The following is an 11,916-nucleotide window of genomic DNA, read 5'->3' as shown; positions in this document are numbered from 1 at the left end:
GCTTTATGTTGAATTTAGTGGCTGGATTGGTGGCTTATTGCTTTAAAGAAAATAAGCCACACCTTAATTTAACTGACGTAGAGCTTAACGCATTAGTTATCGCTTAAGCAGATCTCAGGTTTATTAGTTAATTTTTCGTATTTTTCTCTAGAACAATGAAAGAATTATGTAAAGCCATGCCAGTTTTCAAAGTCAAGGATAGATTAATTGTTATAGCGAAATTAACGAAAAAGTTAGTTTTTTCGCTAAACCTTGTAGCCTTTATTTACAATCCCAATACCACAAAAAAATAAAAACCATTAATAATCAGGTAGATATATTTTTTTAAAATATGGCACAACCTTTGTAACATCTATTGCGACTAACTTATAAAAGGATGAAAATTATGAAAACATTAACGAAATTATCAGCAATCGTACTTTTATCTAGCATCAGTGTATCTACGCATGCGAATCAATTAACTACCGATGTAACCAGTGAATTATCTAGCCTTATAAGTAATACAATTACCAACAGTATTCACAGCAGCATTGAGGAGTTAAAAGCTACAACACGTGAGTCTGTTTCTTTTTCTCTAGATAATGTCAGCATACCAACAACTGAATTAACTGAAAATCAAACAACACCTCCCGCAGAGGTAAAAAGTCATGGCAAATGAGTTAACATTGGTGAGCCTGTTAGCCTTACCTGTGGTAAGTACGATTTTTATATATCTAAGCATAGTGCTTTTGCGCTTAGTAGGGCAAAAATTGAGTATGGGGTAAAGTGATGGTGAATACCGAAATAGAAAAGGTGTGTTGGAAAATAAAAACCCGCCTAGAAGCGGGTTTTATAAAACAAAGTGCTTATTATAGCGCGCCTTCGTTTTCAGATAGGAACTTAGCAACACCTTCAGGGCTTGCGTCCATACCCGCTTTACCTTCAGTCCAGCCTGCAGGGCAAACTTCACCATGCTCGCTGTGGAATGCTAGTGCATCAACCATACGTAGCATTTCATCAATGTTACGACCCAGTGGTAAATCATTCACTACTTGATGACGTACATTGCTTTGCTCATCAATTAAGAATGAACCACGAAATGCTACACCAGCTTCTGGGTGCTCAACGTCATACGCCTTACAAATTTCATGCTTCACATCTGCAACTAGTGCATATTTTACTGGACCAATACCACCTTCATTTACTGGTGTATTACGCCAAGCATTGTGTGAGAACTGAGAATCAATTGAAACACCAATAACTTCTACGCCACGCTTTTGAAACTCTTCAAAACGCTTATCGAATGCGATTAACTCTGAAGGACAAACAAAAGTGAAGTCGAGTGGGTAAAAGAAGATAACTGCTTTTTTACCTTTGATTTTTTCATGTAGATTATAGCTATCTACGATCTCGCCGTTACCTAGTACTGCTGCTGCTGTAAAGTCTGGAGCCTGACGGCCTACTAATACACCCATTGTTTTCTCCAAATAGTTAGGTTTTTTGTCCAATTTTTTAGCACATATCCATGCACTAAAACTGTACTGACTATATTGAGGCAATTTATAAAAAAACAACCTCAAAATTTTGCACCAGTTTATGCTTCATCTAATAAAAATAACAATCGAATAAAACGATAACCACCATCTATTTTTTTGATTAACCTTAGCTTAATAGTTACAAAAACGCCCCGTTAAACGAGGCGTTTGTTAAACTTAACTTAATCCATAATATTATCGGGCATTTCACCACGAAGCTGCTGCCAAATTTCGGCTGTTTTGTGACCATATTTTCGCATGAGTGAAATCGCACCATCATGGTTATTCTCTTGCGCTAAAACAGTCAGGTCTTTATAAAATTGCCTAGCAAGCTCTCTGGTACGTACATCAGAAAAATAATGACCGCCAATTTTTGAATACAAGCCCTTAAAGCCATTGAGTACCAAAACATAAATACGGTTATTACCTGCAATCGCTAATTGATGATGAACCCGATAATCATACTCAGCAAATGCCTCTGCAGTATCTTCTAGTTCATCACTTTTCGATAAAATCTCTATTACCGATTCTGGGTTAAATTTAATTGCTGCACGTGTATATATGGCACTGATATTAGTGCGCGCCGACAACAACTGATCTGTCAACTCAGGCATTTTATCTTCATCTAAACGCGCTAACGTTTCTAAGATATTTAATCCTGAAGTCTCCCAAAAATTATTCACGCGCGTTGGCTTTCCGTGTTGAATGGTAAGCCAACCATCTCGGGCTAGACGCTGAAGTACTTCACGCAAAGTAGTTCTGGTAACGCCAATTAGCTCTGATAGCTCTCTCTCTGCGGGTAAAATAGAACCAGGCGGAAATTCTCCATTCCATATAGATTCAACAATATACTCCTCAGCAAATCCAGCTGGGCTTTTGGCTTTGAAAATTCTCATTTAACACCACTTTGTTTGAATATGTGAATGCACTTTCTGCAAACCACTGATTGTACCAGATGATTTTCAACTAACAAGCAAAGAAGGTGACTGAGCTTGATTGCAGACTCTAACAAGATTAGTTGCAGCTAAAACAGTTTATGGCTCATAATAGCCCACAAAAATAAACCTAGGAGTGGATATGAATTGGTTAAGTAGCTTGCCATCTTCAAAAAAGGCTTGGGCCTTACTTGCTTTAAGTGCTGCACTATTTGAGCTGATCGCACTTTATTTCCAGTATGTCATGAATTTAGAACCATGTATTATGTGTATATATCAGCGTACAGCAATGCTTGGGTTACTCGGTGCAGGCATTGTCGGCTATATATTGCCCTCGAATTGGCTATACAAAGGTACGGGATTAGCCATTTGGGGCATTAGTAGCATCTGGGGCTGGCTGATAGCACGTGAGCATATCAATATGCAAACCACGACAGACCCATTCGCTTTTACGTGTGATATAGTACCAAACTTTCCCTCTTTTATGCCTTTACACGAATGGTTGCCAGCCTTTTTCGCAGCGACAGGTGACTGTGGTAACATAGACTGGTCATTTATGAACATGAGTATGCCAGGCTGGATGGAGATCATCTTTGCTTTTTACAGCCTAAGTTTTATTTTGATAATGGCTGCTACTATAGTTGGTAAGTCAAAATGACTATTCGTTTAGGTTTTATCAAAGCGCTTGAAGGGTATAAACTACGGGAGAGACAGTTGATACTAGCGATAGCTTTAGACACTTTGCCCGCTACAAAAAAGGTGATGTTACGTATAACGAAACTCTCAGTATTAACCCCTTTTTTTATCGCCTTAGCCTACTTTGAGGGTTGGAGCTTATTGCCAATTCTACTTGCTGCTGGGCTTAGTTACCCACTACTAACCAGACCAATAGAGATTCTATTCGCTCAATCTAATTTAGCTAAGGCAGTAGAGCAATTTAAGTCAGAACAAACGTAAAGGGGCCAAAGCAAGGCCCCTTGCCTATTTTAAAAGCGGATTTTCCCTTCCAGTTTGGCAGCAATACGCTCACCAATCCCTTTAACTTGTAGTAATGATTCTAAGCTATCGAATCTGCCATGTGTTTGACGATGATCAATAATCGCCTGAGCTTTTTTTTGACCAACACCTGGTAGCAATGTTAACTGCTCAATGGGTGCTGAGTTAATATCAATTGGCTGTAGTTCATCAGTGATAATGTTCGCGACTTCGTCCGTATGTACTTCTTGAGCGAGGGGGTTGGCAGTAACACCAAAACCAATAAAAAGCGTTACAACAAGTAAAATTGTTTGCATCATAGTAGTTCCTTAACTAGTTTAGTCCTTAATTACCTTTTGTAATCGGTACCACATTTACTACAAAAGGACTTTAAATAAAGAAAAGTAATCAAATTTTGTCAAGCAATAGATGATGAAAATCAACTATTATTTTTATTTAACCTCTGGTTTGAATAAAGGCTTTTCAATAGGAAATACTTTGTTAATTTTCTTACTTACAATCCAATGATGATATTTCTTTAATATTAAGACGCTTTCACTTGTAATAGCCGCCAATTACAAATGAAAGCAACACCTAGAGTGAGCTAAATTGCTCAATTTAGTAGACTCGCTTATTCAGAGCTAAGATTATTTAATAAAGTTGTACTATTTGAACTAGCACGTATGATTGACATTCAATTAAACCTTGCATAATTTAGCGCAAAGTTTTACTGTATAAAAAAACAGTGTTTAGTGGGAGTGATAATGGCTGTTGTTATTAAGTATGTGGTTGAAAGAAACGGAGTCGAGCGCATGACCTTTACCAGTAAAAAAGAGGCCGATGCATACGACAAAATGTTAGATGTCGCTGAGTCTCTAGAACAAATGCTTGCTAAAGTTGACGTACCTTTGAGTGAGCAACAAGTTGAGTCTTTAGCCTTAGAAATTGCCAAGCAAAAGGATGCGTTTTTAATGGTTTTGAAAGGGGGTAAGCCCGAGGCCAAATCAACAGCCGCAAAAAAGTCAAAGCCAGTGACTCAATCTAATGAACAGAACGTAACACCACTAAAAGAGGCTTAGTTGTAAAGCTAGTGGCTTTTTCTATGAAGTCTTTTACAAGAACAAACGCTCTATCAGTTAGTGAAAAAGCCGCATGATGCGGCTTTTTCAGTTTTCACTTTATTTATTTAAAACATCTGCAACAGCATTGGCAAAATAATCTATGTTTGTATGGCTTACACCCGCTACATTCACACGACTAGAGCCAACAATATATATTGCATATTCTTTTTGTAGACGTTCAATTTGCTCTTTATTAATACCCAAAAACGAAAACATGCCGTTTTGCCTGTCAATAAATGAGAAATCTTGATCGACACCTTTGGCTGCTAAACTATTTTTAATCAGTGTGCGTAAACCATTTATTCTTGTACGCATTTCATCTAGCTCTTCGTGCCACATTTTAGTTAGCTCTTCGCTACTTAAAATCGTATTTACGATGTCAGCACCGTGTGCAGGTGGCATTGAATAAATGCTGCGCACGACACTTAATAATACTGAGTTTGATATATCAGCTGTTGCAGCATCTTTAGCTATCAACGTGCAGGCACCAATACGCTCTCTGTACAAACCAAAGTTTTTTGAGCAAGATGAACATACTATCAACTCTTCAACAGTATCAGCAATCAAACGTAAACCTTTTGCATCATCATCTAAGCTTGAACCAAAACCTTGATATGCAATATCAATCAAAGGTGTAAAGCCAACTTCTTTTGCAAGCTCAGCAACCGTTTTCCATTGTTCTTCATTTAAATCCATACCACTTGGGTTATGGCAACATGCGTGAAGTAATACAATATCGCCTTTAGGTACTTGTTTTAGCGTATTGATCATCTCATCAAAAAGTAGCCCTTTGTTTTCATAATCATAATAAGGGTATTCTTTAACAGTCAAACCAGCAGCTTCAAATAAGCTAATGTGGTTTGCCCATGTCGGAGTAGTAACCCACACTGTTGCATTGCTGTTGCAACGTTTAATAAACTCAGCCGCTACACGCAATGCACCTGTACCACCAGGGGTTTGCGCTGTACGAACTCTATTTGCAAGTAACGTACGATGTTCGCCAAGTAGCAACTGCTCCATCTTGTGACAAAACTCTAAATTACCTGCTAAACCAATATAAGACTTCGTTTTTTCATTCTCTAATCGAAATGCTTCAGCTTGCTTAACCGCTTTTAGCACAGGTGTATCACCGTGTTCATCTTTATAAACCCCAACACCTAAATCAATTTTGTTCGGGTTTGTATCTTGCTTGTAAGCAGCCATCAAGCCAAGGATCGGATCTGTAGGTAGTGGTTTTAGTTCGCTGAACATGGTCATCTCTTATTTTATGTTTTATCAGCAACAACGTGATCACTATACAGGTGCCGTTATTGCTGAACTGTGGAATTTAAACTCGGCTCATATTAACATAAATTTTTGTCAAAACGAGCTTAATCACTCTGGTAGATATTGAGGGATTTTAATACATACAGCAATTAGTAAAGCTAGCATGTTTGGTGTAAAAAAATCTTTGCTAAAAGCTTCCGCATCAATGATACCAACGCAGTTGTTTGCATCATCAAACAATGGTAAGCAGCTCTCAGCTTGGACCTTTGGGTCACAAGTATAATACTCACCACCGTTGGTAACATACTCTTGTACATCATTAATTACACGAGCGCGGCCACTCATTACAACCTGTATATTATTGCTAGTTTCCGCAAATTTTTGATTAATGGGAAAAAGTGGTCGGCTCGGGGCACCGCTATAGGCTAATTTTAGTAGCTGTTCACCTTCACTAGTACTCCTTGCTTGATAAATGCCAAACCAGTCAACATTACTGGCTTGTTGAACAAAATTTACCAGTGACTGTAGTCGACTCAAAGCAATACGATTTTTATCGCTTGGTAGTAACAGTGTACTGAGATCAAAAGGCGCTTCTTGAAGGTGACCAAATAAACTACATGCACCTCCTTCACCAAGCTCTGGAATAAAATATGACCATACTCCATCAGTAATATTGTGTTGTTCATCTAAAAATTGATCTAACTTACAAAGTGCAAGTTCAACTTTTTCAGGGTCTACGGTTAATCCTGACAGTGAAAGATACAAAGAAACCATCTAGCCATCCAAACATCTAAAAATTAAGGCTAAGACTAACATGCTAAGTAAGCTTTGAAAATAAATTATTGCAGTGAATAGATGATTGTGACCTCATTACCAGAACTATTAAAATATACTTCTTTTGCTATTTCTTTTAGCAACCTAAGCCCTCTTCCATGTTCTTGTTGTAAACCTGTATCTTGATTTTGATTTAACTTTGGCCGAAACCCTTCTCCAAAATCACTAATTGAAAAGTTAAGAGTCCCAGCTTGTGGCGAATACTTGACATTTACCTCTATCAAAGCACTTTGTAACTTATCTAATGCACTCGCTCGTAATTGATAAAACTCAAAAAAGCCATCTTCTTTATTCTTAATATCTGAATCAAGCCCTAATACACCATGATCGACAGCATTATTATATGCTTCAGAGAGTAATAAAAAGATGTTTGATCTATGCTCTCCAATCCCTTTTACTTTGCTTAGTACATCAACCAGCTCAAGAATTGGGTCCGCACTAGCAATATTCTTTTCATCAATATTCACACCTAGTTCAAAAGGTAAACTAGAATATTCAACGGGGGGCTTGGCTATCACTTTACCCGGTAAACAATTAATGATCGCAATACTTAAGTCATCTTGTTGGGCACTATGCTCAGAAAACCTCTGTGTATGCTGAACTATTCGCTCTGTAGAAACATGCGAAGTACTTTTAAGTGCTTGAATTAGCCTTTGTTCACCAAACATTTCTCCTTGCTTATTTTCAGTTTCAATTATGCCGTCAGTGGCCATCAATAATCTTTGGCTTGTATCAACTTCAAGATGAATTGTGTTTCGTTCAAACTCATCACTGTCTAAAATCCCCAGCGCCATATGCTGAGACTCTAGGGTTTCAACTATATCCCCTGCTTCATTAATTAAGTACAAATCAGGCAACCCACCTAGCCAAACCGACAAGCTTTTACCTGACTCGCTAAGCTCAACAATTGCCGCCGCACAAAACATGTTACTAGGAAGCAACGAGTTCAAGACTTGATTAAGCTCATAGGCAATATCATTAACTGCCATACCTTTACTAACCATAGCGTAAAAAATGCGAGAAGCCGGTAACGCACCCACTGCCGCAGCAAGCCCGTGACCCGTGAAGTCACCTAGTAAGCAATAGAAGCCACCCATAGGACTTTTTGCCATTAAGAACATATCACCATTAAACATTGAGGCAGGGGAAAGGTGATAGTCACAATACTCTTGATATTTTGATGACTGATCTAAGGCATTACTAAAGATATGCTCAACAATTTCGTGTTCACGTTCAATTTGATTGTAGTGATACTCTAATTGTTTCTTTTGTTGATTAGCCTCTAGACTTAACCTTCTAGTACGAGCATGTGCTCTGATTTTAGCGGATAAAATCACCTTATCGAAAGGCTTATGTATAAAGTCATCTCCACCAACCGCTAAGCACTTTTCAAAGCTGGTGTGATCTTCAAGTGTGGTGATAAAAATAATAGGCATATACACATCACCAGCAAAGTCTTTAATTTTTGGTGCGGCCTCAAACCCATTCATCACTGGCATAATCACATCCAGTAAAACAATATCAATCTCACTTTTACTGAGTATCTCGAGCGCCTGAGCTCCGTCATTAGCAATAACAACTTCATAATGTTGCTGCTCTAACATTGTCTTAAGCAATATACAGTTTAAAGGTTGATCATCAACAACAAGTACACGCACAATTAAACTCTCAATGTAAAACGTTTAGTCAATATCAAACTTCTTATCGAACCGAGAAATTTGCAGTATTTTCTTTAACTGAGGACGGCAATTTGAAATTTGGATAGTCTCAACCGAGTCCGAAAGTGTTTTTTTCATATTCAATAACATGCCTAATGCTGAACTGTCCATATAGTCAGTTTCCCGTAAATCAACGACCACTTTTTGCGTTTGTGACCCTACATCTGCGTACGCCTGACGAAATGATTGAACCAAGTTAAAGTCAAACTTACCTCTTATTTGAATCGTTAGAGTTTTTCCGTCTGCTGAAGCGTTTTTGCTCAAACTCATGTTAAGCTCCTAATATGGTTTGAATTTGTTATCTATGTACTGTTTAAAATATACTCGCTCTGCTAAGTTTAGCCAGAAATTTCACTAACAGTGTTTTTTTTATGTGTTTTTTCAAATGCGTAATCCAACCGCAAGGTAAAAACTATTCGTGCAGTAGTCAAAAATGTTATGATCCATAAATCTAATAGATAAATTACGGTCACAGAGATGTCTGATAATCGCTTAGTTTACTCCACTGAAGTCGGCAGAATTGATACTAAGGTAACCAAACAAGAAGTAACCGCTCAAACCTTTAAAGATGGCTTCATAAGAATTGAGCGACAAACAAAAGGCAGAAAAGGTAAAGGGGTTATGTTAGTGGTCGGTATAGATTCACAACAACATGACTTAAAAAAGCTTGCTAAAACCCTGAAAAGTAAAATGGGCCAAGGTGGTGCACTCAAAGATGGTATTATCGAAATTCAGGGTGACGATAGACAAAAGCTAAAGCAAATTTTAGAAGCTTTAAAGTTTAAAGTAAAAATTGCAGGAGGCTAACTCTTGCCAAGGGGCTACGATACTTTAATAGCCCCAATTAGTTACCTCAAATTGAGGCAAGATCATCAAACTCTAAGTATTACCCTTGATTTTATCTTTAAGCGAAGTGGCCTCTTGTTGCACACCATCTGGACCATGACTTAACACGTCGTCAACCACTTTACTGGCTGAGTCGTAATCCTCAATTTCAATATAAGCTCTAGCCAAATCTAATTTAGCCGAGAAACCTTGCTCCTCTAGGTCTACATCTGGCGCATTTTCACCAGCTAACAAACTATCAAAGTCAGTCAATCCTACATCCATATTAGGATCAATGTAGGGTTCATCTTCTTTTTCAAAGTCATCGCTTTGCGCGAGTAGGTCATCTATATCAACAAACTGTTCATCACTGCCTTCAATCGTCTCGCTTTCAATGTCTTCATTAACTTCCTCATCCATAAGTAAAGAGTCAAAATCCACCTCAACATCATCAAGTTCACTCGGCTCTATTGGCTGAGGTTCAGCAAGCTCGTTTAGCAACGAATCAAAATCTGACTGGGTCAAGTCAGACATAAACTCATCTTCAATTGCAGCTTCATCAATAGAGGCTTCAGCTAATGTGTCATCTTCATCCGCAACTGAGTGCTCAACGTCAGGTAACATTTCATCTACAGCGTCATCCGATTCTAATTCAAACTCAGGTACAGACTCTAAGTCTTCATTCGGAATTTCCTCGTTGTTACTCTGCTCAGGGTCATCTAATGCATCACTTATCACATCTGACTCGTCAAGTTCATCATTCAACGACTCTTGTGCTGCTTGCTCATCAAACTCAGCTAAAGACTCTAAATCAAGTTCATCATCTGATAATGCTTCATCAGCGCTATCATCAGTGGCAAGCTCATCTAACTCTTCACTTAATGCCTCGTCATCATCCGCAACGTCAGGTAACATTTCATCTACATCGTCATCCGATTCTAATTCAAACTCAGGTAAAGACTCTAAGTCTTCATTCGGAATTTCCTCGTTGTTACTCTGCGCGGGGTCATCTAGTGCATCACCTATCACATCTGACTCGTCGAGTTCATCATTCAACGACTCTTGTGCAGCTTGCTCATCAAACTCTGCTAAAGACTCTAAATCAAGTTCATCATCTGATAATGCTTCATCAGCGCTATCATCAGTGGCAAGCTCATCTAACTCTTCACTTAATGCCTCGTCATCATCCGCAACGTCAGGTAACATTTCATCTACATCGTCATCCGATTCTAATTCAAGCTCAGGTAAAGACTCTACATCTTCATCCAAGATTTCCTCGTTGTTGCTCTGCTCAGGGTCATCTAGTGCATCACTGATCACATCTGACTCGTCGAGTTCATCATTCAACGACTCTTGTGCTGCTTGCTCATCAAACTCAGCTAAAGACTCTAAATCAAGTTCATCATCTAATAATGCTTCATCAGCGCTATCATCGCTAGCAAGCTCGTCTAGCTCTTCACTTAACGCCTCGCCTTCATCCGAATCGGCACTCTCAACGTCAGGCAAAATCTCATCTTCAGCAGCATCATCAGATCCCAACTCAAATTCAGGTAAAGACTCTAAATCTTCATCTGAGATCTCTTCGTTGTTGCTCTGCTCAGGGTCATCTAGTGCATCACTTATCACATCTGACCCGTCAAGTTCATCATCTGATAATGCTTCATCAGCGCTATCATCAGTAGCAAGCTCATCTAACTCTTTGCTTAATGCCTCTTCATCACCTGCAGCAAGGTGCTCAACGTCAGGTAAAGCGTCACCTAAAGTAGCATCTGGCTCGTCAAGTTCATCATCCAAAGGTTCTAAATCAAGATCGCTATCTTCCATTTCTTCATTTAATTCATCCAGCTCATTATCCAGCTCATCTGTTGCAAGAGAGCTTTCAGCCATGGCATCAGTTAAGCTTTGCTCTGTTTGACTAATTGATGGCTCGCCAAGACTATCATCAAGCTCAAGTTCTGGATAACTCTCAAGCTCCATGCTGGGCTCAACCAAATCTTCTAGCTCTTCTTCATTACCCTCTTCAGATAAATCAACTTCATCAGCGAGAGGATCATCTCCTAGCGCAATTTCTTCTTCATGACCGAGATCATCGTCCCAATCATCCAGCTCTTCTTCATCCAGCTCATTTAATAAATCATCGACACTTTGTAGTTGAGAAAGCTCGGGTTGCTCATCTACTGTTTGCTCAGGCACCTCGTCTTCATCATCAACAATATCATCAAGCGATACATCAAATTGATTTTCGTTTAATTCTTGATCACTTTGTAACAAATCGTCGATGTCATCCAAGTCAGACTCGTCTAGTTCACCTTCAATACTTTCAGTTCGTTCATCGACCGCTTTAGATTCAGGTTCTATTTCAGATTCTGGCTCTATTTCAGATTCTGGTTCTATTTCAGATCCTGGTTCTATTTCAGGTTCTGGTTCTATTTCAGGTTCTGGCTCTATTTCAGGTTCTGGTTCTATTTCAGGTTCTGGCTCTATTTCAGGTTCTGGCTCTATTTCAGGTTCTGGCTCTATTTCAGATTCTGGCTCTATTTCAGACTCTGGCTCTATTTCAGACTCTGGCTCTATTTCAGATTCTGGTTCTATTTCAGATTCTGGTTCTATTTCAGATTCTGGATCTATTTCAGGTTCTGGCTCTATTTCAGGCTCTGGCTCTATTTCAGGTTCTGGCTCAGACGCTTGCTCTGTCTCAGGTGCTTGCTCTGTCTCAGGTGCTTGCTCT

At 38.9% G+C, this 11,916-nt stretch carries 13 protein-coding genes and 1 pseudogene; 6 read left to right on the top strand and 8 right to left on the bottom strand.

What is annotated here, in order from left to right:
- Together OCI93_RS20520 and OCI93_RS20515 are read left to right on the top strand one after the other, a co-directional pair.
- A pseudogene (locus OCI93_RS20520) lies at nucleotides 1–107 on the top strand (IS982 family transposase); the annotation flags it as partial.
- 278 nt (nucleotides 108–385) lie between these two features.
- A complete protein-coding gene (locus OCI93_RS20515; protein ID WP_261594845.1) occupies nucleotides 386–658 on the top strand; it encodes a hypothetical protein in 273 nt (90 codons plus the stop codon).
- Between the two features lie 190 nt (nucleotides 659–848).
- Here the strand turns inward: OCI93_RS20515 and OCI93_RS20510 are convergent, their stop codons facing one another.
- Together OCI93_RS20510 and fadR are read right to left on the bottom strand one after the other, a co-directional pair.
- Entirely contained in the window at nucleotides 849–1,454 is a 606-nt protein-coding gene (locus OCI93_RS20510; protein WP_261594846.1) for a peroxiredoxin C, read from the bottom strand.
- Between the two features lie 242 nt (nucleotides 1,455–1,696).
- On the bottom strand, nucleotides 1,697–2,410 hold the full coding sequence (fadR, locus tag OCI93_RS20505) for a fatty acid metabolism transcriptional regulator FadR (RefSeq protein ID WP_261594847.1): 714 nt from the start codon (nucleotides 2,408–2,410) through the stop codon (nucleotides 1,697–1,699).
- 181 nt (nucleotides 2,411–2,591) lie between these two features.
- Between fadR and dsbB the strand changes: the two genes are divergently transcribed.
- Nucleotides 2,592–3,107, top strand: coding sequence for a disulfide bond formation protein DsbB (gene dsbB, locus OCI93_RS20500; RefSeq protein WP_261627204.1), 516 nt, complete (start codon nucleotides 2,592–2,594; stop codon nucleotides 3,105–3,107).
- Entirely contained in the window at nucleotides 3,104–3,406 is a 303-nt protein-coding gene (locus OCI93_RS20495) for a DUF6170 family protein (protein ID WP_261627203.1), read from the top strand. The genes dsbB and OCI93_RS20495 overlap by 4 nt, the downstream gene beginning before the upstream one ends.
- A 29-nt stretch (nucleotides 3,407–3,435) precedes the next feature.
- On the opposite strand, the gene OCI93_RS20490 is transcribed toward OCI93_RS20495, so the two are convergent.
- Nucleotides 3,436–3,744 carry a ComEA family DNA-binding protein gene (locus OCI93_RS20490; protein WP_261594851.1) on the bottom strand — a complete coding sequence of 103 codons (309 nt, stop codon included), beginning with the start codon at nucleotides 3,742–3,744 and terminating at the stop codon, nucleotides 3,436–3,438.
- A 444-nt stretch (nucleotides 3,745–4,188) separates the two neighbouring features.
- Here OCI93_RS20490 and OCI93_RS20485 point away from each other — a divergent pair, with 444 nt between their 5' ends.
- Nucleotides 4,189–4,503 carry a YebG family protein gene (locus OCI93_RS20485; RefSeq protein WP_261594852.1) on the top strand — a complete coding sequence of 105 codons (315 nt, stop codon included), beginning with the start codon at nucleotides 4,189–4,191 and terminating at the stop codon, nucleotides 4,501–4,503.
- A gap of 99 nt (nucleotides 4,504–4,602) precedes the next feature.
- On the opposite strand, the gene OCI93_RS20480 is transcribed toward OCI93_RS20485, so the two are convergent.
- The 4 genes from OCI93_RS20480 to OCI93_RS20465 all read right to left on the bottom strand — a co-directional run bounded on the left by OCI93_RS20480 (nucleotide 4,603) and on the right by OCI93_RS20465 (nucleotide 8,633).
- Nucleotides 4,603–5,796, bottom strand: a complete 1,194-nt coding sequence (locus tag OCI93_RS20480; protein ID WP_261594853.1) for an amino acid aminotransferase — start codon at nucleotides 5,794–5,796, stop codon at nucleotides 4,603–4,605.
- Between the two features lie 123 nt (nucleotides 5,797–5,919).
- A complete protein-coding gene (locus tag OCI93_RS20475) occupies nucleotides 5,920–6,585 on the bottom strand; it encodes a GAF domain-containing protein (protein ID WP_261594855.1) in 666 nt (221 codons plus the stop codon).
- 65 nt (nucleotides 6,586–6,650) lie between these two features.
- Complete coding sequence (locus tag OCI93_RS20470) at nucleotides 6,651–8,303, bottom strand: fused response regulator/phosphatase (RefSeq protein ID WP_261627202.1); 1,653 nt, start codon at nucleotides 8,301–8,303, stop codon at nucleotides 6,651–6,653.
- Between the two features lie 24 nt (nucleotides 8,304–8,327).
- On the bottom strand, nucleotides 8,328–8,633 hold the full coding sequence (locus OCI93_RS20465; protein ID WP_261594857.1) for an STAS domain-containing protein: 306 nt from the start codon (nucleotides 8,631–8,633) through the stop codon (nucleotides 8,328–8,330).
- 207 nt (nucleotides 8,634–8,840) lie between these two features.
- On the opposite strand from OCI93_RS20465, the gene OCI93_RS20460 reads away from it, so the two are divergent.
- A complete protein-coding gene (locus OCI93_RS20460; RefSeq protein ID WP_261594858.1) occupies nucleotides 8,841–9,170 on the top strand; it encodes an SUI1 family translation initiation factor in 330 nt (109 codons plus the stop codon).
- 72 nt (nucleotides 9,171–9,242) lie between these two features.
- Here the strand turns inward: OCI93_RS20460 and OCI93_RS20455 are convergent.
- The coding region (locus OCI93_RS20455; RefSeq protein ID WP_315942825.1) for a FimV/HubP family polar landmark protein at nucleotides 9,243–11,916 on the bottom strand (2,674 nt) is incomplete at its 5' end.

Origin of the sequence: Pseudoalteromonas holothuriae (assembly GCF_945859825.1) — a bacterium.
GTDB lineage: Bacteria > Pseudomonadota > Gammaproteobacteria > Enterobacterales > Alteromonadaceae > Pseudoalteromonas > Pseudoalteromonas holothuriae.
This window is presented reverse-complemented; position numbering and strand designations above follow the sequence as displayed.